The sequence below is a fragment of the Thiohalophilus sp. genome (assembly GCF_034522235.1).
In the GTDB taxonomy this organism is placed as follows: Bacteria; Pseudomonadota; Gammaproteobacteria; order UBA6429; family Thiohalophilaceae; genus Thiohalophilus.
Map to the genome: position 1 here is coordinate 695,422 of NZ_JAXHLN010000003.1, position 26,445 is coordinate 721,866.

26 protein-coding genes and 1 riboswitch are annotated in these 26,445 nt (G+C 57.5%); of the genes, 22 read left to right on the forward strand and 4 right to left on the reverse strand.

Going from position 1 to position 26,445, the window contains the following annotated elements:
• Positions 1-63: 63 nt before the first annotated feature.
• The 16 genes from ubiH (at position 64) to U5J94_RS06380 (ending at position 16,019) form a co-directional block, all read left to right on the forward strand.
• The gene (ubiH, locus tag U5J94_RS06305; RefSeq protein ID WP_322564792.1) at positions 64-1,314 is read left to right on the forward strand and encodes a 2-octaprenyl-6-methoxyphenyl hydroxylase; all 1,251 of its coding nucleotides are present in this window, start codon (positions 64-66) and stop codon (positions 1,312-1,314) included.
• The gene (locus U5J94_RS06310; RefSeq protein WP_322564793.1) at positions 1,311-2,492 is read left to right on the forward strand and encodes a UbiH/UbiF/VisC/COQ6 family ubiquinone biosynthesis hydroxylase; all 1,182 of its coding nucleotides are present in this window, start codon (positions 1,311-1,313) and stop codon (positions 2,490-2,492) included. Before ubiH ends, U5J94_RS06310 begins: the two co-directional genes overlap by 4 nt.
• 233 nt (positions 2,493-2,725) lie before the next feature.
• A complete protein-coding gene (locus tag U5J94_RS06315) occupies positions 2,726-3,952 on the forward strand; it encodes a cation:proton antiporter (protein ID WP_322564794.1) in 1,227 nt (408 codons plus the stop codon).
• Positions 3,953-4,039: 87 nt separating this feature from the next.
• The gene (locus U5J94_RS06320; protein WP_322564795.1) at positions 4,040-4,225 is read left to right on the forward strand and encodes a hypothetical protein; all 186 of its coding nucleotides are present in this window, start codon (positions 4,040-4,042) and stop codon (positions 4,223-4,225) included.
• Positions 4,226-4,301: 76 nt separating this feature from the next.
• On the forward strand, positions 4,302-5,300 hold the full coding sequence (locus tag U5J94_RS06325; protein WP_322564796.1) for an extracellular solute-binding protein: 999 nt from the start codon (positions 4,302-4,304) through the stop codon (positions 5,298-5,300).
• A 133-nt stretch (positions 5,301-5,433) separates the two neighbouring features.
• A complete protein-coding gene (locus U5J94_RS06330; RefSeq protein WP_322564797.1) occupies positions 5,434-5,556 on the forward strand; it encodes a hypothetical protein in 123 nt (40 codons plus the stop codon).
• Between the two features lie 6 nt (positions 5,557-5,562).
• Positions 5,563-7,008, forward strand: coding sequence for an iron ABC transporter permease (locus U5J94_RS06335; RefSeq protein ID WP_322564798.1), 1,446 nt, complete (start codon positions 5,563-5,565; stop codon positions 7,006-7,008).
• Between the two features lie 241 nt (positions 7,009-7,249).
• Positions 7,250-7,337: riboswitch (glycine riboswitch) on the forward strand.
• A gap of 145 nt (positions 7,338-7,482) precedes the next feature.
• Positions 7,483-8,406 carry a lipoyl synthase gene (lipA, locus tag U5J94_RS06340; protein ID WP_322564799.1) on the forward strand — a complete coding sequence of 308 codons (924 nt, stop codon included), beginning with the start codon at positions 7,483-7,485 and terminating at the stop codon, positions 8,404-8,406.
• 23 nt (positions 8,407-8,429) lie between these two features.
• On the forward strand, positions 8,430-9,521 hold the full coding sequence (gene gcvT / locus U5J94_RS06345) for a glycine cleavage system aminomethyltransferase GcvT (RefSeq protein ID WP_322564800.1): 1,092 nt from the start codon (positions 8,430-8,432) through the stop codon (positions 9,519-9,521).
• A gap of 27 nt (positions 9,522-9,548) precedes the next feature.
• A complete protein-coding gene (gene gcvH, locus U5J94_RS06350; protein ID WP_322564801.1) occupies positions 9,549-9,944 on the forward strand; it encodes a glycine cleavage system protein GcvH in 396 nt (131 codons plus the stop codon).
• A gap of 44 nt (positions 9,945-9,988) precedes the next feature.
• Positions 9,989-11,353 carry an aminomethyl-transferring glycine dehydrogenase subunit GcvPA gene (gene gcvPA / locus U5J94_RS06355; protein ID WP_322564802.1) on the forward strand — a complete coding sequence of 455 codons (1,365 nt, stop codon included), beginning with the start codon at positions 9,989-9,991 and terminating at the stop codon, positions 11,351-11,353.
• A gap of 65 nt (positions 11,354-11,418) precedes the next feature.
• Positions 11,419-11,919 carry a thiol peroxidase gene (gene tpx, locus U5J94_RS06360; protein ID WP_322564803.1) on the forward strand — a complete coding sequence of 167 codons (501 nt, stop codon included), beginning with the start codon at positions 11,419-11,421 and terminating at the stop codon, positions 11,917-11,919.
• Between the two features lie 138 nt (positions 11,920-12,057).
• A complete protein-coding gene (gene gcvPB / locus U5J94_RS06365) occupies positions 12,058-13,506 on the forward strand; it encodes an aminomethyl-transferring glycine dehydrogenase subunit GcvPB (protein ID WP_322564804.1) in 1,449 nt (482 codons plus the stop codon).
• A gap of 19 nt (positions 13,507-13,525) precedes the next feature.
• Complete coding sequence (locus U5J94_RS06370; RefSeq protein WP_322564805.1) at positions 13,526-13,888, forward strand: diacylglycerol kinase; 363 nt, start codon at positions 13,526-13,528, stop codon at positions 13,886-13,888.
• A gap of 21 nt (positions 13,889-13,909) precedes the next feature.
• On the forward strand, positions 13,910-14,839 hold the full coding sequence (locus U5J94_RS06375; protein ID WP_322564806.1) for a carbohydrate kinase family protein: 930 nt from the start codon (positions 13,910-13,912) through the stop codon (positions 14,837-14,839).
• Positions 14,840-14,924: 85 nt separating this feature from the next.
• Entirely contained in the window at positions 14,925-16,019 is a 1,095-nt protein-coding gene (locus tag U5J94_RS06380; protein WP_322564807.1) for a putative zinc-binding peptidase, read from the forward strand.
• A gap of 117 nt (positions 16,020-16,136) precedes the next feature.
• Here the strand turns inward: U5J94_RS06380 and U5J94_RS06385 are convergent, their stop codons facing one another.
• The gene (locus U5J94_RS06385; protein WP_322564808.1) at positions 16,137-16,877 is read right to left on the reverse strand and encodes a proteasome-type protease; all 741 of its coding nucleotides are present in this window, start codon (positions 16,875-16,877) and stop codon (positions 16,137-16,139) included.
• A gap of 132 nt (positions 16,878-17,009) precedes the next feature.
• Between U5J94_RS06385 and U5J94_RS06390 the strand changes: the two genes are divergently transcribed.
• The 3 genes from U5J94_RS06390 to U5J94_RS06400 all read left to right on the forward strand — a co-directional run bounded on the left by U5J94_RS06390 (position 17,010) and on the right by U5J94_RS06400 (position 19,772).
• Positions 17,010-18,467 (forward strand): circularly permuted type 2 ATP-grasp protein, encoded by a 1,458-nt coding sequence (locus tag U5J94_RS06390; protein WP_322564809.1) that lies wholly within the window; start codon positions 17,010-17,012, stop codon positions 18,465-18,467.
• A complete protein-coding gene (locus tag U5J94_RS06395) occupies positions 18,464-19,387 on the forward strand; it encodes an alpha-E domain-containing protein (protein ID WP_322564810.1) in 924 nt (307 codons plus the stop codon). Before U5J94_RS06390 ends, U5J94_RS06395 begins: the two co-directional genes overlap by 4 nt.
• Before the next feature lie 148 nt (positions 19,388-19,535).
• Positions 19,536-19,772 (forward strand): YdcH family protein, encoded by a 237-nt coding sequence (locus U5J94_RS06400; protein ID WP_322564811.1) that lies wholly within the window; start codon positions 19,536-19,538, stop codon positions 19,770-19,772.
• A 49-nt stretch (positions 19,773-19,821) separates the two neighbouring features.
• Here U5J94_RS06400 and U5J94_RS06405 read toward each other — a convergent pair whose 3' ends face one another.
• The 3 genes from U5J94_RS06405 to U5J94_RS06415 all read right to left on the reverse strand — a co-directional run bounded on the left by U5J94_RS06405 (position 19,822) and on the right by U5J94_RS06415 (position 23,023).
• Positions 19,822-20,148 carry a DUF429 domain-containing protein gene (locus U5J94_RS06405; RefSeq protein WP_322564812.1) on the reverse strand — a complete coding sequence of 109 codons (327 nt, stop codon included), beginning with the start codon at positions 20,146-20,148 and terminating at the stop codon, positions 19,822-19,824.
• Positions 20,149-20,191: 43 nt separating this feature from the next.
• Positions 20,192-20,812: a hypothetical protein gene (locus U5J94_RS06410; RefSeq protein WP_322564813.1), complete on the reverse strand. Its 621-nt coding sequence runs from the start codon at positions 20,810-20,812 to the stop codon at positions 20,192-20,194.
• Between the two features lie 126 nt (positions 20,813-20,938).
• Positions 20,939-23,023: a thioredoxin domain-containing protein gene (locus tag U5J94_RS06415; RefSeq protein WP_322564814.1), complete on the reverse strand. Its 2,085-nt coding sequence runs from the start codon at positions 23,021-23,023 to the stop codon at positions 20,939-20,941.
• Between the two features lie 135 nt (positions 23,024-23,158).
• On the opposite strand from U5J94_RS06415, the gene U5J94_RS06420 reads away from it, so the two are divergent.
• The 3 genes from U5J94_RS06420 (at position 23,159) to U5J94_RS06430 (ending at position 26,268) form a co-directional block, all read left to right on the forward strand.
• Entirely contained in the window at positions 23,159-24,358 is a 1,200-nt protein-coding gene (locus U5J94_RS06420) for a class I SAM-dependent rRNA methyltransferase (RefSeq protein WP_322564815.1), read from the forward strand.
• Positions 24,359-24,453: 95 nt separating this feature from the next.
• Positions 24,454-25,236, forward strand: coding sequence for a prolipoprotein diacylglyceryl transferase (gene lgt / locus U5J94_RS06425; RefSeq protein WP_322564816.1), 783 nt, complete (start codon positions 24,454-24,456; stop codon positions 25,234-25,236).
• A 93-nt stretch (positions 25,237-25,329) separates the two neighbouring features.
• A complete protein-coding gene (locus tag U5J94_RS06430; RefSeq protein WP_322564817.1) occupies positions 25,330-26,268 on the forward strand; it encodes a hypothetical protein in 939 nt (312 codons plus the stop codon).
• Positions 26,269-26,445: the final 177 nt, after the last annotated feature.

A 26,445-nucleotide genomic window follows, 5' to 3' on the forward strand; every position in this document is an offset into this window, starting at 1 on the left:
TATGGGTAGCAAAAACGCAACGGTAGTATTTTATTGTTCGTATCCGAGAGAGGCTATAACGGGGTGAACGCATCGAACCTGAACGAGTTTGATCTGGTGATTGTCGGCGGCGGCCTGGTCGGTGCCAGCCTGGCCTGCGCCCTGGCCGATACACCGCTGCGTATCGCGATGGTTGAGGCGCAGCCGTTCAATATCGAACAACATCCCGGCTTTGATGCGCGCACCGTGGCGCTGGCCGCCGGTTCGCAACAGGTCTTTAACGCCATGGGTCTGTGGGAAGCGATCGCCGCGCAGGGCGTGACGCCGATCCGCCGTATTCATGTTTCCGACCGCGGTCACGCCGGCAGCGCGCACCTGGATGCCGCCGAGCAGGGTCTGGAAGCGATGGGCTACGTGGCCGATATCCGGGTGCTCGGCCAGGTGCTCTCCCGGCAGCTCGAACAACAGGCCAATGTCACCCTGTTTTGCCCGGCCAGCGTCAAGGCGGTGCAGTTTGCGCCGGCGCACGCGAAGGTGGTTCTGAAACAGGACGACGGGCTTGGCGAGATTACCACGGCCCTGGTGGTGGCGGCGGATGGCGGAAATTCGTTTATTCGCAACGACAGCGGCATTGCTACCTTTACACTCGATTATCACCAGAGTGCGCTGATCAGCAACGTGGTGGTGGACCGCCCCCACCGGAACATTGCCTACGAACGCTTTACCGACAGCGGGCCGATGGCGCTGCTGCCGACCTGCGACGAGCAGGGCAACGACAACACCTTTGCTCTGGTCTGGACCCTCAAACCGGATCAGGTGGAGGCGGTGCAGGGCTGGGACGAGGCCACCTTTTTGTCCCAACTGCAACAGCGCTTCGGCGAACGGGCCGGGCAGTTTACCCGCAGCAGCCAACGGCACCTTTATCCGCTCAAATTTTTACAGACCCGCGAACATGTGCGTCCACGTCTGGCCGTGATCGGTAACGCCGCCCATACCCTGCATCCGGTGGCGGGACAGGGGTTTAATCTCGGGCTGCGCGACGTGGCGGTACTCTCACAAGTGCTGGTCGAGGCGCTGGCGCAAGGCGAAGATATCGGCGACCTGACAGTCCTGCAGCGTTATGCCCGCTGGCGCCGGCGGGATCATCTGCAGACCTCGCTGGCCACCGACGGGCTGGTGCGTGTGTTCTCCAACAATTTTCTGCCCCTGGCGGTGGCGCGTAATCTGGGGCTGACGCTGCTGGATACTCTGCCGCCGTTGAAAAAACAGCTGGTGCGTCATGCCATGGGCTATGTCGGCAAGCTGCCGCGTCTGGCGCGAGGATTGAAGCTGTGAGCCGGGAATACGATCTGATCATCGTCGGTGGCAGCATGGTCGGTGCCAGCCTGGCCTGTGCGCTGGTCGACAGCGGCCTGCGCATCGCGCTGCTGGACGCGCAGCGGCCCGGAGCCGACTTGCCGGCAGAGGGTTTTGACCTGCGGGTCAGCGCCATCACTCGTGCCAGTGAAGCATTTTTAAAACAGTTGTCCGCCTGGCCGGGCGATCAGGGGGAGCGGATCAGCCCGTTTCGTGAGATGCATGTCTGGGATGCCACGGGCGATGGCGTGATTCACTTCGACAGCGCGGAACTGGGTGAGGCGACGCTGGGACATATTGTTGAGAACCGCGTTCTGATCAAATGCCTGCATCGGCAAATGGCTGAGGCCCAGAACATTGATTATCTGGCCCCGGTGATGGCCAACGCGATCGAGTTCGATGACAAGCAGGTGCGTCTGATTCTGGAAGAAGGCGAGCCGCTGACGGCGAAACTGTTGATCGGCGCCGATGGCAGCAACTCCTGGGTGCGGCGTCAGGCCGGTATCAGTGTGCGTGGCTGGGATTATGATCAGGCGGCACTGGTCACCTGGGTGAAAACCGCGCAGTTTCACCAGGAGACCGCCTGGCAACGCTTTTTACCCGACGGGCCGCTGGCGTTTCTGCCGCTGAGTGAGGGCTACTCCTCGATTGTCTGGTCTACCTCGCCGCAGCATGCGCAGCAACTGCAACAGATGGACGACGCGCTGTTTCGTCAGGAACTGGCCGCCAGCTTCGGTTTTACCCTGGGCGAGATTGAACAGAGCGGCCCGCGCGCCGTGTTCCCGCTGCGGTTTTTCGAAACCGAACATTACATCCGCCCGCGTCTGGCACTGGTTGGCGATGCGGCGCATACCATTCATCCGCTGGCCGGGCAGGGGGTCAACCTCGGGTTTGCCGATGCCCAATCCCTGGCCCAGGTGATCCGTGAGGCACAACAGCAACACAGGGATTTCGGCGCTCTGCCGGTGTTGCGCCGTTACGAGCGCTGGCGCCGCGCCGACAACCGCGCCATGCTGATCGCCATGGACGGCTTCAAGCGTCTGTTCGGCAGTCAATGGGGTCCGCTGCGCTGGCTGCGCAACAGCGGTCTCAACCTCACCAACCGCCTCGCACCCATCAAAAAGATAATCATGCAGCAGGCGATGGGGGGGAAGTAATTTTGAATGTTGAATGTTGAATGTTGAATGTTGAGTTTTGAATTATTTGTCCGACAAGGCGGGCTTGTTACAGGATTCGTTGAATCTCTTTTCAGGACTGCCCCTGCAGATGATCCAATTCAACATTTAAAATTAAAAATTCAACATTCATAACTCTACCCTGCCGGTCCGGCTTCCCAAGCCCTTTGTTTACCCTTAATATTCTTATCCATCATACGAATTTGTGATCGCTTATGGGTCCTCTTGATATTGCAACGGTGTTGCTGGTGCTGATGGCGGGGTTCGGTTATCTGAATCACCGCTATTTGCACTTGCCGACCACGCTGGGCATGTTGCTGGTGGCGTTGGTGCTGGCGCTGTTTCTGGCGTTGATGCTGGGCTTCGATCGCGGCGGGCTGACGGTTCAGGTGCAAGGCTGGTTACGCCAGCGCGAGTTTCACGACACGCTGATCTCCGCATTGCTCGGGTTGCTGTTGTTTGCCGGTGCGTTGCGGCTGAATCTGGCCGATCTGGCGCACCAGAAGGGGTTGGTGCTGTCTCTGGCCCTGTTTGGCGTGGCGGTCTCCGTGTTGCTGGTGGGAACACTCAGCTGGGTCATCCTGGCCGGACTGGGGGTGACCCTGCCCTGGATTTATGGCCTGTTGTTTGGCGCGTTGATTGCGCCGACGGATCCGATTGCGGTGCGCGGTTTGTTGGCCCGTGCCGGTGTAACCCAAACCTTGCAAACCCGCATGGCCGGCGAGTCGTTACTGGGTGCCGGCCTGGCAATTGCCGTGTTTGTGGTGCTATTGGCGCTGGTGCTGACACCGGCGATGGCTTCGCCCGGCAAGCTGTTATTGCAACAGGTTGGCAGCAGTCTGTTGTTTGGTCTGGTTATCGGGCTGCTGGCGTATCAGCTGTTACGGCGTGTTGATCACTACCAGGTCGAGGTGTTGATTATGCTGGCGCTGGTCGCCGGCGGACTGGTGTTGGCCAGCCATTGGCGCTTGTCCGGACCGCTGGCATTGCTGATAGCCGGATTGGTCCTGGGCAATCATGGGCAGCTGCTGGCAATGAGTGAGAAATCACGCCGGCATTTGCATGATTTCTGGGAACTGGTTGGCGCTCTGGTAAACGCCGTATTGTTGGTTCTCATAATCCTGGAAATGATGCTGGCCGGCTTTCGCGGTGAATATCTGCTGGCGGCGCTGGCGATTTTGCCCATTGTCTTGCTGGCGCGTTTGCTCGGGGCGGGGTTGCCGATCGCGATCATGCGTTATTTTCGGTCGTTCAGTCCGGGCACGATCCAGTTGATGAGCTGGGGCGGGCTACACGGTGGTATCAGTATCGCCCTGGTGTTGTCCCTGCCGGCGGGCATGGAACGCGATACACTGGTAGTGATCACGACCGCGGTGGTGGTTTTTTCCGTCGTGGTGCAGGGGTTGACCTTCGCCACGCTGGTGCGTCGTCTGGGCGAGTAGCAGGAGCCGCGTCTTGGAGGAATCATTCCGGGAGACCCGCATCGCGAAGCAGGCTTTGCCTATGGGACCGAGCCCAATGCTTTTCTGGTGGCCCAGCAGGCGCGTTTTACCCCGGGACAGAAAGTCTTGCTGATCGGCGAGGGCGAAGGACGCAACGGGGTGTGGCTGGCCCGGCAGGGGCTGGAAGTCACCGCCGTGGATCAATCGCAAACCGGCCTGGCCAGAGCCGGTGGCGGTCGTGCGTTTGATTGCGGTTCGTCAATAACAACGTGATTGCCTGTTGCGTTTGATAATGATAATAATTATCATTCGCTAGACAAGCATTCTATATATATGTAGGTGGGAGATCATGCAATCACGTCTTATGCTCTGTCTTTTATCAGGGTTATACGCCCTGCAGGTCGCGGCGGCGGATCCGCTGGTGATCTATTCCGGTCGTTCGGACAAGTTCGTCAAGCCGGTGGTCGAGGCCTTTGAAAAAGAGACCGGTATCGAGGTCCTGCTGCACGCCGGCGGCTCCACGGCATTGCTGAACAAGCTCAAACTCGAGGGCAAGCGGACTGACGCGGATCTCTATATCAGCAATGACGCCGGTAATTTGCAAAAGGGCTCCGAGATGAAGCTGTTCCGCCCGGTTCCCGAAGCGATCGCCGGCGTGATTCCGGCCAGTTTCCGGGCGCCGGACAATACCTGGCTGGGACTCTCCGCCCGTGCCCGGATGCTGGTCGCCAACAGCGAGCAGTCGGATACCGATTTCGTCAACTCGGTGTTCGATCTGGCCGACCCGCGCCTGGACGGCAAGCTGGCCATCACCCACAGTGGTAACGAAAGTTACATTGCCGGGGTCACCGTCTATATGCTCACGGCCGGCAAGCAAGTCACCCGCGACTGGCTGCAGGGGATGAAGGAGAACGTCGACGGCAGCGTGTTCAACAAGCACAGCAAGATCGTCAATGCCGTGGCGGCCGGTAAAAAAGCGATCGGTCTGGTCAACCACTACTACATCTACCGTCATCTGGATCAGCATCCCGATGCACCGCTGAAAGTGATCGTGCCGGATCAGGGTGAAGGCGGTATGGGGATCGCCTGGAACGTGGCCGGTGTCGGTATCAGTCGTTACAGCCAGCGGGTGGAGGATGCGCAGAAGTTTGTTGCTTTTCTGGTTTCAGAAGAAGGGCAGAAGATATTTGCCGAGGTCAATCGCGAATATCCGACCCGTCCCGGTGTCCCGGCGGCCGACGAGGTCCCGCCGCTGGATTCCTACAAGGTGGCCGATGTGCCCATGGCTCGGTTGGGCGAGCAACGCAATGCGACCCTGGATCTGATCGAACAGGTCGGGATGCCGTAAACTTGCCCTGTTATTACCCGGCGTGCCCGCCGGGTGAATTCGCTGTCGTGTCCGGAGCCTGTTTCAGGCCCTGGGCCAAACCGGAAACTCAGATTTGAGAAACCAGGCGCTAACCGCAGCCCGAGTCGATTCGTTGTCGCTGTTCAAACCCCGCATGACGCTGCGCGGCAGTCTGTCGTTGCTGGTGGTGTTGCTGGCGGCGATTCCCCTGGTGTTTGTGGTTTACAGCAGTCTGCAACTCGATGCCGACGGCTAGGCGGGATTGTGGAGCAAGCGCCTGCCGGGTCTGTTATGGAATACCCTCTCGTTGTCGGTACTGGTCGGGATCGGCAGCATGGTGCTGGGGGTCTCTGCCGCCTGGTGGATTACCCGGCGTGAATTCCCCGGTCGCCGCATTGCCATCTGGTTGATGGTCTTGCCGCTGACCGTGCCTACCTATGTCTTTGCCCATATCTATACCACGCTGTTCGCCGACAGCGGCTGGATCGGCCGGGCCTGGCAATGGCTGTTCGGGGCCGGGACCTCGGCGCCGGATCTGTATAACGTGGTCGGGGTCAGCTTTATTCTGACCCTGGCCGGCTTTTCCTATGTGTTTTTGCTGGTGCAGGATTCGCTGTCCCGCTCCCAGCAGAACCTGGAAGAGGCGGCCCGCATTCAGGGGGCGCGCCCGGCCCAGGTCTTCTGGCGGGTTAATCTGCCGTTGATGCGCCCGGCGATCGCCGCCGGTCTGGCACTGGTGGTGCTGCATGTACTGTCCGATTTTGGCGCAGTCAGCATGATGCGCTATCAGACTTTTACCCTGAGTATTTACCTGCAGATGACCGGGCGCTTTGATTACAACGCGGCGGCCGGGTTGTCCCTGGTGCTGGTCTCCCTGAGCCTGACGTTTTTGATCCTGGAGCGCTTCTTTCGTAACCGGCAGCGTTACTACGGCACGGCGCAGGCCAAACGCTATACCGCCCGTCGCGCTACCCGCTTCGAGATCGTCGCGATCTGGTTCTGGCTGGGCCTGATCGCCCTGTTTGCCTTTATCCTGCCGATTCTCTGGATGCTGATCTGGAGCTGGGAAGCCTGGATGCAGGATCTCATCAGCGACCGGTTCTGGGGTTATGTGGGGAACTCGCTGCTGGTCAGCGTGCTGGCCGCGAGCCTGACCGTGGTGGTGGCGTTGCCGGTGGCGCTCTACCACGCGCGGGAACGCAGCTGGTTGAGTCAGACCTACCTGCATGTCTCCAGCGTCGGCTTTGTGCTGCCCGGGCCGGTGATCGCGCTGGGCATCCTGGCCTTTGTCCTGAGCCAGGTGGATATTCTCTACGGCAGCCTGGCGGTGCTGGTGATCGCCATGCTGATCCGTTTTCTGCCGCTGGCCATCCAGGCCCAGGAAGCTGCGGCACAACAACTGACGCCCTCGATGGAAGAGGCCGCGCGCAGTCTGGGCGCCGGAACCTTCGAAAACCTGCGCCGCATCATACTGCCGATGATCCGCGGCGGCATGATCAGCGCCTGGGTGCTGGTGTTTATCGACACCCTCAAGGAGTTGCCCGCCACCTTGATCCTGCGACCCACCGGCTTCGACACCCTGCCGGTGCGCATCTGGATCGAATCCAGCGAGGAAATGCTGGAGCTGGCCGCCCCCGCCGCCCTGATGCTGGTCATCGGTACCCTGCCGGTGCTCTGGTTCCTCATGCGCCCGGTCAAACAGCGCTGATAACTACAATTTTGAATGCTGAATTTTAAATGTTGAATTTGGGGGTTCGATGCATGGCGCATTAAATCAGTTTAAGCTTCCTCCAGGATCGTTCCCCGCGTGCGACCACGTCGACCTGGTGTTAATTCAACATTAAGCATTCAAAATTCAAAATTACTTAAAGACCCAATAAATATCACCGGTATTTACCAAAATTCACCTTGGCTTCTCTTGCTCAACCCGTTAAGATCACACTATAAGCCACTATCCTGTGGGAGAGTGCAGGCTTGACCTGCCGCCGAAGGCGCAACCGCCCGGAATCGCTCAGGCAAAAGGACCGCGGGTAACAAGGCTGACTCTGGAGAGACCTCGATAATGCGGGGCACCGAAGGGGCTGAAGCTCTCAGGTGAAAGGACAGAGGGGCGAAACAAGGCAACTGGTTGCTCTGTTTCGCCCTTTTTTATTTTCACCAGCAAAAAGGTTGACCGGGCACCATGAGCAATAAAGTCATTCCAGTTTTCGATTTCTCCCATGAGCCCAATGCCGGGCGCATGCCCCAGTGGATTCGCCAGCCGCTCGGTAATCACGTCAATTATTCCCACACCGCGCGTAATGTGCACAGCAATACCCTGCACACCGTGTGCGAGGAAGCCCGTTGTCCCAATCGCGGCGAGTGCTGGAGCCAGGGCACGGCCACGTTCATGCTGCTGGGTGACACCTGCACCCGCGCCTGCGGGTTTTGCGCGGTCAAGACCGGTCGTCCCGGCTGGTTCGATGATCAGGAACCCGAGCGCATTGCCACGGCCGTACGCAATATGGGACTCGATTACGTGGTGCTGACTTCTGTGAACCGCGATGACATGGACGACGGTGGTGCCACTATTTATGCCGAGACGGTCAAGGCGCTGCGCCGTGACAAGCCGGCGATCGGCGTCGAGCTGCTGACCCCCGATTTTCATCGCTGTCAGGAACAGTCCATCGAGATCATGAACGCCGCGCTGCGCGAGGCGGTGCATCCGACCAGCGAACTGCAGATGGTCTGGGGGCATAACGTGGAGACGGTCCCGTCACTGTATAAACAGGTGCGCAAGGGTTCCAGTTACGAGCGCTCGCTGGAGATGCTGCGCCTGGCCGCCCTGCAACCGGGTGTCGAAGCCAAGTCCGCTATCATGCTGGGCCTCGGCGAAAGCCGCGAGGAAGTGCTGCAGGTGTTGCGCGATTTGCGCGAGGTCGGCGTCAGCCGCATCGCCATCGGCCAGTACCTGCGCCCCAGCCGCTATCACCTGGCGGTCAAGCGCTATCTGTCGCCGGCCGAGTTTGACGACTATGGCAAACAGGCCCGGGCGCTGGGCTTTGGCTGGGTCAAGGCCGGGCCGATGGTGCGTTCGTCCTATCATGCCGAAGAGATACAGAATTAATCAATCGCGGAGATTTGAATCCTATGGGGAACCGTACACCGTTATACGATGAACACCTTCGCGCCAACGCCAGGATGGTGGATTTTGGCGGCTGGGACATGCCGATCAATTACGGCTCGCAGATCGAGGAGCATCATCAGGTGCGCCGTGACGCGGGCATGTTCGATGTCTCGCACATGACCATCGTCGATCTGAGCGGCGAGAAGGTAAAATCGTTTTTGCAGTATCTGCTGGCCAACAATGTCGACAAGCTCAAGACTGCCGGCAAGGCCCTGTATACCTGCATGCTCAACGAGCAGGGCGGGGTGATCGACGATCTGATCGTCTATTATCTGGATGATACGTTTTACCGGATGGTGGTTAACGCCGCGACCCGCGACAAGGATCTGGCCTGGATCGAAAAACAGGCCGCCGCTTTCGAGGTCAGCGTCACTGAGCGCGACGAGATGGCGATGATCGCGGTTCAGGGCCCCAATGCCCGCGACAAGGCCCATCAGGTGCTGGGGGGCGAGGCCGCCGACAAACTGGGTGACATGAAACCGTTTGTCATGCGCGAGCTGGGCGAGTTCAAGGTCGCGCGCACCGGTTATACCGGCGAGGACGGCTATGAAATTATTCTGCCGGCGAATCAGGCGGCCGGTTTCTGGCAACAACTGGTCGAGGCCGGTGTCAAACCGACCGGTCTGGGCGCGCGCGATACGCTGCGCCTGGAAGCCGGCATGAATCTGTACGGCCATGATATGGATGAGAACACCACGCCGCTGGAGTCCGGCCTGAGCTGGACCGTGGCCTGGGAGCCGGAAGATCGGGACTTTATCGGTCGCGCCGCCATCGCCAGACAGAAGGCCGACGGCGTCAAACACAAGCTGGTCGGGCTGGTGCTCGAGGATCGCGGCGTGTTGCGCGATCATCAGAAAGTGATTGTCGACGGCAATGAGGCCGGCGAAATCACCAGCGGCAGTTTTTCTCCGACCCTGGGCAAGTCGATCGCCTTTGCCCGGGTTCCGGCCTCGGTCGACACGCATTGCCAGGTGGATGTGCGCGGCAAGCCGTTGACCGCCCGGGTTGTCAAGCCGCCGTTTGTGCGTAACGGCAAAGCCTGTATCGACGTTTAAGTCAGAACATTTCAGAGGATAAAAATCATGAGCAATATTCCCCAGGAACTGCGGTTCACCAAATCCCATGAGTGGGTCAAGCGCGAAGAAGACGGCACGCTGGTTGTCGGTATCACCGACCATGCCCAGCAACTGCTGGGCGATCTGGTGTTTGTCGAAGTCCCGGAAGCCGGCAGCAGTTTTAAAGACAGCGACGACTGTGCCGTGATCGAATCGGTCAAGGCCGCCTCCGACGTTTATTGTCCGGTCGCCGGCGAAGTGATCGAAAGCAACGAATCCCTGGCCGATGCCCCGGAAACCATCAACACCGACCCCTATGGCGATGGCTGGATCTTCAAGCTCAAGCCCGAAGACGAAGGCGCCTATGACGCGCTGATGGATGCCGATGCGTATGCCGAGGTCGTAGCCGAAGACGAACATTGAACATCCGTCTTCAAACTGAACTTTGATGTAACCAGGTAAACAGAATGCCGTTTATACCCCATACCGAAAAAGATATCGCTGAAATGCTCAAGGCCATCGGGGCCGACAGCATCGAACAGCTGTTTGACGAGATCCCGGATAACCTGCGCAGTGCCGGGCTGCAGGACGTGCCGACCAGTACCAATGAAATGGAAGTCACCCGGGTGATGCACGAGCGCGCCGATCAGGATGCGCGCACGCTCTGTTTCCTGGGCGCCGGGGCCTATGAGCATCATATTCCGGCGGCGGTATGGGAACTGACCACCCGTGGTGAGTTCTATTCGGCCTATACGCCGTATCAGGCGGAAGCCAGCCAGGGCACGCTGCAGCTGCTGTATGAATACCAGACCATGATGGCCAGTCTGACCGGCATGGATGTCTCCAACGCCTCGTTGTATGACGGCGCCTCGTCGCTGGCCGAAGCGGTACTGATGGCCGTGCGCGCCAATCGTAAATCGAAAGCCAAACGCATTCTGATGCCGCGTACCGTGCATCCGGCCTATCGCAAGGTGGCGCACACCATCGTGCACAACCAGGGCATCGTGCTCGAAGAGCTCGACTACGATCGCAACAGCGGCATTATCGATCCCGACTCGCTGCCCAACGATCCGGGCGATTTCACCGCGCTGGTGATTCCACAGCCCAATTTCTTCGGTAACCTGGAAGAGGTCAATGCATTGACCGACTGGGCGCATCAACATGGCGCTCTGGTGATTGCAGTGGTCAATCCGACCTCGCTGGCGCTGATCGTGCCGCCCGGTGAATGGGGCGAAATCGGTGCCGATATCGCCTGCGGTGATGGTCAGCCGCTGGGTGCGCCGCTTTCTTCCGGCGGCCCGTACTTTGGTTTCATGTGCTGTCGCCAGGCTTATGTGCGCCAGATGCCGGGCCGGATTATCGGTCGCACCGTGGATCTGGACGGCAAGGAAGGTTTTGCCCTGACGTTACAGGCCCGCGAGCAGCACATTCGTCGCTCCAAGGCGACCTCCAATATCTGTACCAACCAGGGCCTGCTGGTGACCGCGGCGACCATTTATATGACGCTGGTCGGCCCCCAGGGATTGCAACGGGTCGCCAGCCACAGCCATGCCAACACCGTGAAACTGGCCGACAAGCTGGTCGGCAAACTCGACGGCGCCGAGAAAGTGTTCGAGTGCCCGGTCTTTCACGAGGTCGTCGTGCGCCTGAAACAGCCAGTACAGGATATTCTGAACGGCCTGTCGGAACAGGGCATTGTGGGCGGTTATCCCCTGGCGGAAGAGTATCCGGAACTGGATAACTGTCTGCTGTTGTGTGCAACAGAAACCAAGACCGAGGCCGATCTGGATGCCTTTGTCGACGCGGTTGAGCGTATCGCCAGCCGTCTGTAAGCGGCGGACTGTTATATGAAAGCAAAAACGGCACAAGCCAAAGCCATCCTGTAAGGAGGCGCGTTATGGCACAGATTACATTGAAAGGTGACACCATCAATACCAACGGCGACCTGCCGGCCGTCGGCAGCAAGGCTCCGGCGTTTCAATTGACCACGGCCGATCTGGACGATGTCGGTCTGGACAATTACCCGGGCAAGAAAAAATTGCTCAATATCGTGCCCAGTCTGGATACCCCGGTCTGCGCCACCTCGACCCAGAAATTCAACGAAGCGGCCAGGGGGCGCGATGACGTGGTGATGTTGATCATCGCCGCCGATCTGCCGTTCGCCATGAGCCGTTTTTGTACCGGCGAGAAGCTGGATAACGTGATCCCGCTGTCCATGATGCGCGACAAGAACTTCGCCAAGGACTACGGCGTGCTGATCCAGGACGGTCCGCTGGCCGGCATCACCGCGCGTGCCGTGGTCGTGGTCGATGAAAACGACAAGGTGGTCTACACCGAAATGGTGCCCGAGATTGCCCAGGAGCCGGACTACGACAAGGCCCTGGCGGCGCTAAGCTGAGGAATGTTGAATTTTGAATGTTAAATTTTGAATTATAGGTGGTTCCGCAATTCAAAATTCAAAACTTAAAATTCAACATTACATCTACGCTGTATAAATCGTCGATGAGACGTTGTTTTATGAACTTGAGATGAGATTATGTTGATTTTTGAACAATCGAGAAGTGGCCGGACCAATCCGCCGCAGGCCCCGTTGCAGGATGTTGCGATCGATGACATTCCGGATCAGTTTCGACGCCAGTCGAAGCCGAGCCTGCCGGAGGTGTCCGAGATGCAGGCGGTGCGCCATTATACCCGGCTGTCGCAGAAGAACTTCTCCATCGATACCCATTTCTATCCGCTGGGTTCCTGCACCATGAAATACAACCCGCGGGGTTGTAATACCCTGGCCATGTTGCCCGGCTTTTTGCGCCGCCATCCCATGAGTCCGGACAGCATGAGTCAGGGGTTCATGGCCTGTATGTATGAATTGCAGGAGATGCTCAAGGACGTCACCGGGATGAAAGCCGTCTCGCTGGCGCCGATGGCCGGCGCCCAGGGTGAGTTCACCGGGGTGGCGATGATTCGCAAGTATCACGAGTCCCGCAACGACGATGCCCGGACCGAAATCCTGGTGCCCGACGCGGCGCACGGCACCAACCCGGCGACCGCGGTGATGTGCAATTACACGGTGCGCGAGATTCCGACCAATGAAGAAGGCGACGTGGATCTGGAAGCCCTGAAAGCCGCGGTCGGTCCGCAGACCGCCGGGATCATGCTGACCAATCCATCGACCCTGGGCGTGTTCGAGCGCAAGATCAAGGAGATCGCCGACATCGTGCATCAGGCCGGTGGGCTGTTGTATTACGACGGGGCCAACCTCAATGCGATTCTGGGCAAGGTCAAACCGGGCGACATGGGCTTTGACGTGATTCACATGAATCTGCACAAGACCTTCTCCACTCCACATGGCGGCGGCGGTCCCGGTGCCGGACCGGTGGGCGTTAGCCAGCGGCTGGAGCCCTATCTGCCGGTGCCGCTGCTGAGCAAGGAAGGCGATCAGTATCGCTGGCTGACGGATAACGAACGCCCCGAGTCGATCGGCAAGCTGTCCACCTTCATGGGTAATGCCGGGGTTTTGTTGCGGGCCTATATCTATGCCCGACTGCTGGGCAAGGAAGGCATGCACCGGGTCAGCGAGTTTGCCACATTGAATGCCAACTATATGCAGGCCCGCCTGCGCGAGGCCGGTTTCGAACTGGCCTATCCGCAACGCCGTGCCACGCATGAATTCATCGTGACCCTGCGCAAACAGGCCAAAGAGCTGGGTGTGAACGCGATGGATTTTGCCAAACGGCTGCTCGATTACGGATTCCATGCACCAACCACCTATTTTCCGTTGCTGGTGCCCGAGTGTCTGTTAATCGAGCCGACGGAAACGGAATCAAAGGAAGATATCGACGCCTTTATCGAGGCGATGATCGCCATTCAGGGCGAGGCAGAAAATTCGCCGGAGACGGTGAAACAGGCGCCGCATACCATGCCGGTGCGACGTCTGGATGATGTCAAGGCGGCCAAGGAGCTGGATCTCGCCTGGAAACCAGAATGAATTCGGGTAAACTGGCCGAATGATAAACGAAATCAGGCGCATCTGGCGGGCCGGCGGATATAGCTGGAAAGGGCTGCAGGCCGCCGCGGCCAACGAGCCGGCAGTGCGTACCGAGCTGATTCTGTTTGTCATTCTGACGCCCGGCGTATTCTGGCTGGGGCGTAATGCCGTCGAATATGCGTTATTGTTCGGCACCCTGTTTCTGGTGTTGCTGGCCGAACTGTTCAATTCCGCGATTGAAGCTGTCGTGGATCGTATCAGCAGTGAATGGCATGAACTTTCCGGTCGGGCCAAGGATATTGGATCGGCGGCGGTATTTATCGCGCTGATCAATTTTCTGGTTATCTGGGGCCTGCTGCTCTTTGACCGGATCACTAATTAAACGAAAAATCAGGAGTAATCTATGTCTGCATTAATCTGTGGCTCATTTGCCTACGATACCATCATGGTCTTCCCCGACCAGTTCAAGAATCATATCCTTCCCGACAAGGTTCATATTCTGAACGTTTCCTTCCTCGTGCCCGAGATGCGCCGCGAGTTCGGTGGTTGCGCCGGGAACATCGCCTACAATCTGAAACTGCTGGGAGGCGATCCCTTGCCGATGGGCACTGTTGGAACCGATTTTGGTCCCTATGCCGAATGGATGGACAAAAACGGCATCAGCCGCAAGCACATCAAGGAAGTCAACAGCTATACCGGTCAGGCCTTTATTACCACCGACAAGGACGATAACCAGATTACCGCTTTTCATCCCGGTGCCATGGGCTTCTCCCATGAAAACCGGGTCCAGGATGCCGATGGCGTCAAGGTGGGACTGGTTGCTCCGGACGGCCGTGACGGCATGATTCAGCATGCCGAACAGTTTGCCGAGCAGGGTATCCCGTTTATTTTCGACCCGGGCCAGGGGCTGCCCATGTTTGGCGGCGATGAACTGATGGATTTCGCCGAAAAAGCCAGCTATATCGCGCTGAATGACTACGAGGCGCAGCTGTTTGAAGAACGCACCGGCAAGTCCCCACACGAACTGGCGGAAATGGTCGATGCGCTGATTATTACCCGCGGTGGTGAAGGCTCGCAAATCTATACTAAAAAGCATCGCCATGAAATCCCGACCGCCCGGGTTAAGGGCATTAACGATCCGACCGGTTGCGGCGACGCCTATCGTGCGGGAATCCTGTACGGCCTGCTGAATGACCTGGACTGGGAGACCACCGGCCGTATCGCTTCGCTGATGGGGGCGATCAAGGTCGAGTCAACCGGCCCGCAAAATCACAGCTTTACCATGGACGAGTTCAAGCAACGTTACAAAGACAGCTTCGGCGTGAGCCTGTAACAGAAAAAGCCCGCTTATGCGGGCTTTTTTATTTTGGCGGGAACGGCTACCATGGATAAACACCTCCTTCTCAGTCCGACCGACCATGAAAACCTTTATTTGTGAGTGTGGGAATACGCTGCATTTCGAGAATAGCCGCTGCATGGCCTGCGGTCGTCAACTCGGCTTTATCCACGAGGATCTGCAACTCAGTGCCCTGGAGCCTGCGGACAACGGACAGTGGCGGTCGCTCGCCAATGGTCGGTATTACCGACAATGTGCCAATTACCGACAATACAATATTTGTAACTGGCTGGTTCCCGCCGAAGATAGTCAGACCTATTGTCATTCCTGTCGACTCAACCGGATTATTCCCAATCTCTCTGAATCACAGAATATCAAACTCTGGTATCGTATTGAGATCGCCAAACGGCGCCTGCTATATACTCTGTACAAACTGAAATTACCGGTGGTCGACCGCAAACAGGATGCACAGCAAGGCCTGGCATTCAAGTTTATGCAGGATCAGACCCGCTATGATGAGTTCAGCAATACTGTGACGGAAGTGAATCAGGTGATGACCGGCCATCATAATGGTGTGATTACCATTAATATTCTTGAAGCCGAGGACAGTGCCCGGGAGCAGATGCGGGAGCAGATGAACGAGGGCTATCGTACCCTGCTGGGCCATTTTCGTCATGAGATTGGGCATTATTACTGGATGCGACTGATCAGATCAGGCGGCAAGCTTGAAAGTTTTCGGGAGCTGTTTGGTGATGAGCGCCAGGATTACAAGCAGGCAATAAAAAACTATTACCGGCAGAAAAATCTATCCACCTGGCAGGATGGATTTATCAGTGCCTATGCCAGCGCGCATCCCTGGGAAGACTGGGCGGAAACATGGGCGCACTACTTGCACATGGTGGATACCCTGGAAACCGCCAATGATATCGGCTTTCGTATCCAGAATGACCCGCACGCGCTTAACGACGAAAGGGAAGAGAGTGATCTCTCTTCGGTAAAAGGAATGAATTTCGACGCTCTGATGGACGACTGGGCCAGCCTGACCATCGGACTCAACGCCCTCAATCGCAGCATGGGCCTGCCGGACGCCTACCCCTTCGTACTGTCAGCCCCGGTACTGGAAAAACTCCGCTTCGTCCATCATCTCATCACCGGAAGAAATAATTTTGAATGTTGAATGTTGAATTTTAAATTTTGAATTTTTGTATTCTAAAGCGTGGGTTTTCTGCAGCTTCTCCTTGATTACTTCGGCCCAGCCAATTCAACATTCAACATTAAAAATTCAAAATTGCTTTCACGACTCGTCTTCCCAGTCGAAACGGGGCAGGCGGTTGAAGGAGCGTTTGAGGCCTTCGTTCCAGCGTTTTTGCAGGGATTTGTAGATCGGGGAGTTGAGAGTGAGGGTCAGGTGTTTGGGCTCTTCCAGGCTGTTGGCCTGATAGATCGACAGCTCCAGCGGCGGACCGACGGAGATGTTGCTACGCATAGTGGAGTCGAGCGAGACCAGTGCGCAGCGAGCAGCATCTTCCAGGCTGGTAGTCGGACTTATGATGCGATCGAGTATCGGCTTACCATACTTGTTCTCGCCGATTTGTAAAAACGGGGTTTCCGGCGAGGCGCTGATGTAATTGCCTTGCGGATAGATCAGGTAAATCTCCGGATCTTTTCCGGCAATCTGGCCACCGAGGATAAAACTGGCTTCGGCACGACTTTTCGAGCTCTCCATGGCGGAGGCATGCTGTTGCTGTTCGTCCTGGCTCAGTCTACCGATGTAGTGTGCCACTTCGTACAGATGCTCTGCCTTGCGCAGGTTAATTTCCGCATCCGGATTTTCCAGGTCCTTGTTGATGTGATTGATCACCGCCTGGGAGGTGGCGAGATTCCCGGCGGTCAGGATCACGCAGATACGTTCGCCGGGCCAGGCGAAGCGGTGCATCTTGCTATAAGTAGTGACATAGTCTACCCCGGCGTGGGTACGTGAGTCGGAGGCAAATACCAGCCCTTTGTTGACCCGAATAGCAAGACAATATGTCATGTTATTATCCGAACATTCATGATGATTGGCAGCTGAGTGGCGTTATTGTTATAAGTTTATGATCCTCTATTTGCCTGACATTGTCCATCACGTTATGCTGTAAGCGACTGAATTAGCAGGATAGACAACATAATGGCAATACGCTGGGGCAGTTACAAGGTCAAGGGAGTCTACGACGAACTGATTCGGGTCAGCGGACGGCCACGTCCGGCGGCACAGGTACTGTGTGACTATCTGCGCGCCCTCAAGGACAGGGATATTGAGGAGTACAAGGCGGCTGCCGAGACCGCCATCCATGTCATGGGTATTACCTTTACGGTCTACTCGGAGGAGGAGGGCTCCATCGACCGTGCCTGGCCGTTTGATATTATTCCGCGCATTATTGATCGCAGTGAGTGGCAGCAGGTGGAGGCCGGACTCAAGCAGCGGGTGCAGGCGCTGAACCTGTTTATTAACGATCTTTATCACAAGCAGCAAATCGTCAAGGATGGGGTTTTTCCCGAAGAGCTTCTCAAGGATTCGAAAAACTTCCGCCCCCAGTGTGTGGGGGTCGATCCCCCGCATGGTATCTGGGCGCATATCTGCGGCTCGGATCTGGTGCGCGACAGCGATGGCACGATCTATGTTCTGGAAGATAACCTGCGTGTGCCTTCCGGGGTTTCCTATATGCTGGAAAATCGCCAGATTATGAAACGGGTCTTTCCCGAGCTGTTCGAGAATTACAATATCCTGCCGGTGGATGACTACCCCTCCCAGCTGTATGACATGCTGGCTTCACTGGCGCCGCGTGGCGTTGAGCAGCCGGAAATTGTGGTACTCACCCCCGGCATCTATAACTCGGCCTATTTCGAGCATGCCTACCTGGCCCAGCAGATGGGGGCGGAGCTGGTCGAAGGCTCGGACCTGGTTGTGGGCAAGGATAATATGGTTTACATGCGCACCATCGAGGGTTTGTCTCAGGTGGATGTCATCTACCGGCGCATCGATGACATGTTCCTGGACCCGGAAGCGTTCGATCATGAATCGATGCTGGGCGTCCCGGGATTGATGCGGGCCTGGAAAGCGGGCAACGTGGCACTGGCGAACGCGCCGGGTGCCGGGGTGGCCGATGACAAGGTGGTCTATTCCTATGTGCCCGAGATGATCCGCTATTATCTGGATGAAGAGCCGTTGATCGGCAACGTCCCCACCTACCGTTGTTTTAACAAGAGTGAGCGGGACTACGTCATCGATAATCTTGCCAAACTGGTGGTCAAGCCGGCGAATGAGTCGGGGGGCTACGGGATGCTGATTGGACCCCAGGCCAGTCAGGAAGAACGTGACAAATTCGTCAATCTGATTCGGCGGGATCCGCGTAACTATATCGCCCAGCCCATGTTGACGCTGTCTACCGCGCCAACCCTGTTCGGCACCCGGGTCGAGCCGCGACACCTGGATTTGCGCCCGTTTATTCTCAGTGGACAGAAAGTCGATGTCACTACCGGTGGCCTGACCCGGGTGGCGCTGCGCAAGGGCTCCACCGTGGTGAATTCCTCGCAGGGTGGCGGCAGCAAGGATACCTGGATTGTCGACATGGAGTCGGGAAGATGATGCTTTCGCGCGTTGCCAACAACATTTACTGGGCTGCCCGTTATATTGAGCGGGCGGAAAATACCGCGCGGCTGATCAATGTCAACAGTCATCTGTTGCTGGATATGCCCAGGCGGGTGCGCCTCGGCTGGGAGCCGATTATCGATATCCTGGGTAACCATGAGTTGTTCTATCAGCGTCATGATGCGGCGGATGAGCGTCAGGTGGTGCGATTTATGGTCAGCGAGCAGGCCAACCCCGGTTCGATCATCAGCTCGCTGCACCAGGCGCGGGAAAATGCCCGGACCATTCGCGATATCATCCCTCGCGAAGCGTGGGAGCAAATCAATCACAACTATCTGCAGGCCCGCGAATTAGCCGGCAGCAGTCTGGGGCGGCGCAAACGCGATGACTTTCTGCGCCAGATTATACTGGGCGCCCAGACCATGACCGGCATGCTGGCCGGGACCATGACCCATGATGAAGGCTATGATTTTCTGCGCATGGGCCGCAACCTGGAACGGGCCGATATGACCACGCGCATCGTCGATGTGCGCTCCGCCTCTCTGTTGCCGGAAATGAGCGAGGACCTCAGTCCGTTTGAGAATATTCAGTGGGTGAGCGTGCTCAAGTCCCTGACTGCCTATCAGATGTACCGGCGTGAAATGCGCATCCGGGTGCGTCGTCCGGACGTGTTGCGCTTTTTGCTACAGGAACGTCGTTTCCCGCGGGCGTTTTACCATACGATTTGCGAGGTGGAAAATTGCCTGCAGCATCTGCCGCACAACGACAAGCCACTCAAGACCCTGACCGGCCTGCAGAAAAAAGTCCTGTCCGCCAAGCCCGAAAAACTGCACCAGGAAGAGCTGCATGGTTTTGTCGATACGCTCCAGCTGGGGCTGGCCAAACTGCATCAGGAAATCAGCGCCAGTTATTTCTGAGTTATCTGATCCGGCTCAATGTCAGACAGAGTTTACTCTGTTAATATAATGTTCCGGATTGACTTATTATCCTGTCGGTCATCGCGGGTGTGTACGACAACCTGAACCGGATCGACACATTCATCGCCAATTTAAAAAGGAGAGCCCCATGCTGGGTGAAAAACATGATTTGATTCACGAGTTTCCCGAACACAAGGAGCGTATACACGAACTCAAGCTCAATGACCCACATTTTTCCAAACTGTTTGATGAGTATCATGAACTCGAACACGAGGTACGTCGGATTGAAGAGGGTAATGAAACGCCGTCCGATGAATATACCGAAGAGTTGAAGATGCGTCGCCTCCAGCTCAAAGACGAGCTTTTCAACCTGATCAAGGGCTGAGCAACCCCGTACCTGCACGTGTGGCTGGAGGCCTGGTTACCCGGGGGATTTACCTGGCGTAGACAATCCGCATCGCAATGCCGTAGCGATCGACCGGCGGCGGCTGTGGCAGGCTACAGTAGTCGGTTTCCCGGCAACCGGCTATCACTGCCAGCACCATCGCATCGAGAATATCGTCCGTCTGTAACTGCGCTCGCGGATACTGGTCAAGCGCCTGATTAAACAGCTGACGTGCGTTGCGCAGGGATGGCGCCAGCAATGTCAGGCGTTGTTCCCGTCCCTCGGGCGACTTCTTGCGTCCTGCTTGATTATCACGAACCAGCCGGCACGGCAGCCATCTATCCCCAGTACCTGCGTCACGATCCGGTTTCTTCATGGGTCACAAAGCGCCGGGTCTGACAGGCCGGCTGCAAAGCCGGTTACGCGACCTGTGGCTGGTGAGCTTCACCATTGACTTTCTTCTGCCACTGGTAAATCCGCGTCGGCGGAATATTGAAAAATTCCATTTGCGCCTGTTCCGAGCCCATAATCGGTCGGCACAATGTCGCCACCCTGTCGCGGGTCTGGTAAGCCACGAAGCGACCCTGAGGGGCCAGAGCGGACGAGACCGACTCGATAATCCGGGTGCCCATATCGCGGCTCATGGTCGAAAAGGGGATGCCGGAGATGACTGCATCGGGGGCACCAAGATCGTACTCTGCCAGGATCGCCTGGATATCGCAGGCGCTGCCCAGGTGGGGGATGAGTCGCTCGTCGTTAATCTGGCTGATTACCTTGTAAAAGAAGTCATTGAGTTCGATGCTGAGCAGTCGGGCATCCCGGGGCATGGCATCCAGTAATGCGCGCGTCGTACCGCCGGTGCCGGGCCCCAGTTCAACAATGACCCTGGCGGAATCGGCACCGGAGGTTTCGATAATGCGTCGCTCCAGAAAGCGGGAGCTGGGTATGATAGAACCAACCTGAAGAGGATGTTTGAGGAACTGCTGCAAGAAAATCTGTCGGCCATTTGCCCGCACAGGGTTCTTTGTATTGTTAGCCATATCGCTCCTTCCCGTCGATATTATGTCGTAAGCGTGATGTTTGACTTTATCATTCCGGAAAAATGGAGGGAATCCATTTACCGGAATTTATACACAACCGGGGAAGGTATTTACTGTTTTAGTGGGTTATTCCGCGTCGGCAGGCGCCTGATCATTCAGCCATCGTGCCAGTTCGTCCAGGCGGATGAGCGGTGCCTGGCAGCTCATACCGGAGCAGGGGTAGGCGATGACCCCGGCTTCGCTGGCGGGACGCTCGGCCAGCAGGCCCGGTAGTTCGCGGGCGTCGGCGGGGATGGCATAACACAGCTGTGCCGGGCTGTAAGCCTGATGGCAGCGTTCGACCCAGGGCTGCATCAAGGCCGGGGTGCCGCGCAGAACAATCAGCTGCGGCGGTGTGCGATGCTCTTCCAGTGCCAGTAGCAGTGCGCAATGGGCATAGGGGATCTGGTTAATGCCGGACCAGCTCATCCTGAGCGTGCGTTCAGCCGCCTCAAGATAACGGGTTTCGCCAATCAGGTGTCCCAGACGCTGAAGTGTGCTGGCGGCAACCCCATTGCCGGCGGGCGTCGACTCATCCAGCGTCGGCTTGGGCCGGTGAAACAGCTGTTCGTGATCGTCGGCGGTGAAATAGAAACCGCCCTGTTCCCGGTCTTCAAACTGGGCCAGCAATGTTTCGGCCAGCTGCCGGGCGAAGGCCAGATCCTGATCGCGCCAGTCGGCCTGCAGCAGTTCCAGCAAACCGTCGATCATAAAGGCGTAATCATCCAGATAGGCCATCAGGTGGGCCTTGCCATCCTTGCCGGTGGCCAGCAAGCGCTGATCGCGATAGAGCGTTGTGTGGATAAAATCGACCGCGCGTTGTGCCGATTCGATAAAGTCCCGGCGCCCCAGGTATCGGCCGGCACAGGCCATACCCTTGATCATCAGGCCGTTCCAGGCGGTGAGGATCTTTTCATCGCGGCCGGGGCGCACGCGCTGCTCGCGCGCGGCGAACAACTTGTGGCGGGCCGATTGCAACCGTTGTTGTGCCGCCTCGATGGAAATGGATAAACGTTTGGCGATCGTCTCCAGATCGGTGAAGACATGCAGGTGCCAGCGGCCTTCGAAGTTGGCATCACGATCCAGACCGTAATGCGGGGTGGCAACCGCGTATTCATCGTCACTGAGCAGGGCTTTTATCTGTGCCGGCGTCCAGACATAAAACCTGCCTTCCTCGCCCTCGCTGTCGGCATCCAGAGTGGAATAATAGCCGCCTTCGGGGGACTGCATTTCGCGCACGACCCACTCGCCGGTCTCCAGCGCAATACGTTTGAAGGCCGAATCGCCCAGTGCCCGCCAGGCCTCGGTATAGAGTTGCAGTAACGGACCGTTGTCATAGAGCATTTTTTCAAAGTGGGGAATCATCCATTTTTCGTCCACCGAATAACGGTAAAAGCCGCCACCGAGTTGGTCATACAATCCGCCGCTGCCCATGCCGTGCAGAGTCAGGCGCAACATATCGCGCGCCGGCTGATCGGGTCTGCCGTCGCGCGCGGTGGCGAACCAGTGATGCAGCAGTAATTCCAGATTGGATGGATGCGGAAACTTGGGCGCCTGACCGAAGCCCCCGTAGGTGGCATCATAGTTTTGCGCCAACTGATGCCGGGCCGCGTCCAGTGGGCTGCTGTCGAGGTCACCCGAACCGGCGCCGCTCCGCGGCTGCATCTGGGCCATGGCCTCCTGCAGGGCCCGGTTCTGCTGGCGGATATCGCTCTCGTGCTCACGATAGAAGGCCTCCACCTTTTGCAGTACCTCGGTGAACGGCGGCATGCCGTGTTTGGCGTCTTTGGGAAAATAGGTGCCGGCAAAAAACGGCGTATGATCATCCGGCGTCAGGATCACGTTCAGCGGCCAGCCGCCACCGCGCTGGTTGAGCAGCTGAAAGGCGGTCTGATGGATCTTGTCCAGATCCGGGCGCTCTTCACGATCCACCTTGATGTTCACATACAGCCGGTTCATCACCTCGGCGACATCCGGATCTTCGAAGGACTCGTGCGCCATCACATGGCACCAGTGACACGCCGAGTAACCGATGGAGAGCAGGATCGGTTTGTTCTGCTCACGGGCTTTTTGCAGGGCCTCGGGGCCCCACGGATACCACTCAACCGGGTTGTGGGCGTGCTGCTGCAGATAGGGGCTGGTTTCGTCGATCAGCCGGTTTGTCGTGCTCATGAGACTCCTTGCGCGGGGTTAATACCCGATAATTATAGTCAACTATATCGTAATTCAGCCGGTCTGTCGCTCTTGCGCAAAGGACCACAAATTCTGTAGCTTAGGCAACCTGTTCCCCGAGGATATGAACCAATTGTGACAAATGACAACCCGCGCCAGTTGCGCCTGAAAAAACGAGAAGAACGGCGCCTCAAGACCGGCCACCTGTGGGTTTACAGTAACGAAGTCGACGTCAAAACGACGCCCCTGACCGAGATTGCGCCGGGTGAACAGCTGCAGATCACCGATTATCGCGGCAACGTGCTGGGCTCGGCCTACGTGAATCCCAACAGCCTGATCTGCGCTCGCCTGTTCAGCCACCGGCCTGACGCCAGTCTGGATGCCGATCTGATTCGCCGGCGGCTGGAGCGCGCCTTGCAGTTTCGTCATGATCTGTTTGCCGCTCCCCATTACCGCCTGATCTACGGGGAGAGTGACGGATTACCCGGGCTGGTCGTGGATCGTTATGATCAGATCCTGGTTGTACAGATCACCACCGTCGGTATGGACGTGCTGCGGGATACCGTTCTGGAAGTGCTCGACACGGTCTTGCAACCGGCCGTGATCTACCTGCGCAACGACAGCAGTGCCCGGGAACAGGAAGGACTGGAGCAATATGTAGAAGTGATCAAGGGGCAATTGCCGGCGCAGATGGAACTGATCGAGAACAAGGTCCGTTTCCAGGTGCCGCTGGCCGAGAGCCAAAAGACCGGCTGGTATTTTGATCATCGTCTCAACCGCCTGCGCTGCCAGGCCTATGCGCCGGGCAAGCGGGTGCTGGATGTGTTTTCCTATGTCGGCGCCTGGGGTGTGCAGGCCCTGCACGCCGGGGCCAGTGAAGTAATCTGCGTCGATGCCTCAAAAGAATATCTGCAGGTGGCCGAGGCCAATGCAGCCGCGGTCAAATCCGGCGGGCTGGCCACGCTGGCCGGTGATGCCTTCGAGGTGTTGCGCCAGCTGCACGAGGACAACGAACAGTTCGATATCGTCGTACTGGACCCGCCGGCGTTCATCAAACGGCGCAAGGACATGAAAGAGGGCGAACTGGCCTACCGACGTATCAACCGCCTGGCGATGCGGCTGCTAAAACAGGATGGTCTGCTGATCTCCGCCTCCTGCTCCTATCATCTGGGACGCAGGAAACTGCTGGATAACGTCCGCCGCGCGGCCCACAAGCTGGAGCAGGAGGTGCAGGTGCTGGAGCAGGGTCACCAGGGACCGGATCACCCCGTGCATGCGGCCATGCCCGAGACCGACTACCTCAAGGCCTATTTTTGTCGATTACTGGCGATGTAGTCGACAGGGACGAGTGACGAGGCTGTATTTATTGTTTTATAAACTTGTCCCTCGTCCCTGGGTCCTCGGCCCTTGCTTGATAAGAGAGAATATCGATGGTTGTTGATTTTGACCCGGTTGCTTTCGAGGTGTTCGGCCTTGCCATTCATTGGTATGGCCTGATGTATCTGATCGGCTTTGTCGGCGCCTGGTGGCTGGGCCGCTTGCGCGCCCGCCGCCCGGATTCCGGGTGGACGGCGGCACAGGTGGACGATTTGTTGTTTTATGCCGGTCTGGGCGTGATCCTCGGGGGCCGGCTGGGGTATGTGCTGTTTTATAATCTGGGCCCGTTTTTCGACGATCCGCTGATGCTGTTTCGGATCAAGGAGGGCGGCATGTCGTTTCATGGCGGCCTGCTGGGGGTGATGCTGGGCTTGTGGCTGTTTTGCCGCAAGTATCAAAAAGCCTACTTTGCCACGCTGGATTTTGTCGCGCCGCTGGTCCCGCTGGGCCTGGGTGCCGGGCGCATCGGGAATTTTATTAATGGCGAACTCTGGGGCAAGCCGACCGACCTGCCGTGGGGGATGGTGTTTCCCCTGGCCGGCCCCGAGGCGCGTCATCCCAACCCGCTCTATGAAGCGTTGCTGGAGGGGGCGATACTGTTCGTGATCCTGTGGTGGTTCTCATCACGATCGCGACCGCAACGGGCGGTCTCGGGGGTATTTGCCCTGGGTTACGGCGTGTTCCGCTTTGCCGTCGAGTTTGTCCGCACCCCCGACGCCCATATCGGCTACCTGGCCTGGGGGTGGTTGACCATGGGGCAGCTGTTGAGCCTGCCGCTGATTCTCGCCGGGCTGCTCCTGCTCGGGTTCGCCTACAGCCGGCCGTCCGGAACATAGTAAAAAAATATAAAAATGTGATGAAAGTCTAAAAAATATTCGGGGGTTAACCGATAACCCATGGTAACCCCCACCTTATAAGGGAGATAAACCATGTACGTACTGATCAAACGTGCGCTGATGGCCGGACTGCTCTTGTGCTTCAGTCTGGCTGCCGGCGCCGCGGCTCTCAAACCCTACTCACTGGCAGGGATTGCCAACAGCGATCTGCAGAGTGTCAGTCAGGATGTCGAGAACCGGTTAAAGCGGGGCGGTTTTCAGATTCTGGGCACCTATAACCCCTATCCCGGCGCCCGGATTTTTGCGGTGACCAGTGAGACACTGAAAAAAGCGGCTACCCGCAGTGATTACGGCGGCTTTGGCGCGGTGATCAAGGTGGCGGTGACCGAGGTAACGGACGGCAAGGGGAACAAGCAGGTTCAGGTCACTTATAACAACCCGGAATATATCGGGCTGGCCTATAATATGAACACCCGTCTGGAAAGCACCAAACAGCGCCTGGGTCAGACTGTCGGCTTTGATCGCGACTTTGGGGGTGATGGCATCGAGGAAGACAAGCTGCCTGGCTATAACTACACCTTCGGGCTGGAGGACTTTTATGGTTTTTACGATTTCGTCGATCACGGCAGTCATGAGAAGGCGATCCGGGAAGTCGAGAGAGGTCTGGCTACCAACAATTTCGGTATCGGCCAGGTCTATAAGCTGAAGGTGCCGGGCAAACAGCAGGTGGTGTATGGACTGAGCCTGCAGGCCGATGTGGATGAGCAGAAGTTTCTCAATGACGAATATGTCATGAGCGTCATCGATCACAAGACGTTGCGTCGCACGCCGCATTTGCCCTATGAAATCATGGTCAACGGCAGCAAGGTGATCGCCATGCATGCGCATTTCCGGCTGGCTGTCATGTTCCCGGATCTGCGTATGTTTGGCGAGCACAGCTTCGGCAAGCTGATGGATCTGCCCTATGTCTATGAGGAATTCTTCACCCAGGCCATAGGCGGAGAATGGCCACCGGGCGGCGACAGCTGGTAGAAAATTGTCCGGCTGACTCGTGTTGCCGGGAAACCACCGCGCACCCTGAAAAGTTGAAGCAGAGTCTGCGTGCGATTTGAGGCTACTATTTCTATGCCCGGGTGTCGTCGGTGGTTTTTTATTGCCTGGCCGATGATAGTCCCGGATATGAGAGGCGTGATATGATCGGTGGATAGT

Bases quoted from the DNA above. Each gene is read 5' to 3' on its own strand.
- U5J94_RS06315 (WP_322564794.1), top strand. From the start codon at position 2,726: ATGGGTCCTCTTGATATTGCAACGGTGTTGCTGGTGCTGATGGCGGGG.
- U5J94_RS06325 (WP_322564796.1), top strand. From the start codon at position 4,302: ATGCAATCACGTCTTATGCTCTGTCTTTTATCAGGGTTATACGCCCTG.
- lipA (WP_322564799.1), top strand. From the start codon at position 7,483: ATGAGCAATAAAGTCATTCCAGTTTTCGATTTCTCCCATGAGCCCAAT.
- gcvT (WP_322564800.1), top strand. From the start codon at position 8,430: ATGGGGAACCGTACACCGTTATACGATGAACACCTTCGCGCCAACGCC.
- gcvH (WP_322564801.1), top strand. From the start codon at position 9,549: ATGAGCAATATTCCCCAGGAACTGCGGTTCACCAAATCCCATGAGTGG.
- gcvPA (WP_322564802.1), top strand. From the start codon at position 9,989: ATGCCGTTTATACCCCATACCGAAAAAGATATCGCTGAAATGCTCAAG.
- tpx (WP_322564803.1), top strand. From the start codon at position 11,419: ATGGCACAGATTACATTGAAAGGTGACACCATCAATACCAACGGCGAC.
- gcvPB (WP_322564804.1), top strand. From the start codon at position 12,058: ATGTTGATTTTTGAACAATCGAGAAGTGGCCGGACCAATCCGCCGCAG.
- U5J94_RS06370 (WP_322564805.1), top strand. From the start codon at position 13,526: ATGATAAACGAAATCAGGCGCATCTGGCGGGCCGGCGGATATAGCTGG.
- U5J94_RS06375 (WP_322564806.1), top strand. From the start codon at position 13,910: ATGTCTGCATTAATCTGTGGCTCATTTGCCTACGATACCATCATGGTC.
- U5J94_RS06380 (WP_322564807.1), top strand. From the start codon at position 14,925: ATGAAAACCTTTATTTGTGAGTGTGGGAATACGCTGCATTTCGAGAAT.
- U5J94_RS06385 (WP_322564808.1), bottom strand. From the start codon at position 16,877: ATGACATATTGTCTTGCTATTCGGGTCAACAAAGGGCTGGTATTTGCC.
- U5J94_RS06390 (WP_322564809.1), top strand. From the start codon at position 17,010: ATGGCAATACGCTGGGGCAGTTACAAGGTCAAGGGAGTCTACGACGAA.
- U5J94_RS06395 (WP_322564810.1), top strand. From the start codon at position 18,464: ATGATGCTTTCGCGCGTTGCCAACAACATTTACTGGGCTGCCCGTTAT.
- U5J94_RS06400 (WP_322564811.1), top strand. From the start codon at position 19,536: ATGCTGGGTGAAAAACATGATTTGATTCACGAGTTTCCCGAACACAAG.
- U5J94_RS06405 (WP_322564812.1), bottom strand. From the start codon at position 20,148: ATGAAGAAACCGGATCGTGACGCAGGTACTGGGGATAGATGGCTGCCG.
- U5J94_RS06410 (WP_322564813.1), bottom strand. From the start codon at position 20,812: ATGGCTAACAATACAAAGAACCCTGTGCGGGCAAATGGCCGACAGATT.
- U5J94_RS06415 (WP_322564814.1), bottom strand. From the start codon at position 23,023: ATGAGCACGACAAACCGGCTGATCGACGAAACCAGCCCCTATCTGCAG.
- lgt (WP_322564816.1), top strand. From the start codon at position 24,454: ATGGTTGTTGATTTTGACCCGGTTGCTTTCGAGGTGTTCGGCCTTGCC.
- U5J94_RS06430 (WP_322564817.1), top strand. From the start codon at position 25,330: ATGTACGTACTGATCAAACGTGCGCTGATGGCCGGACTGCTCTTGTGC.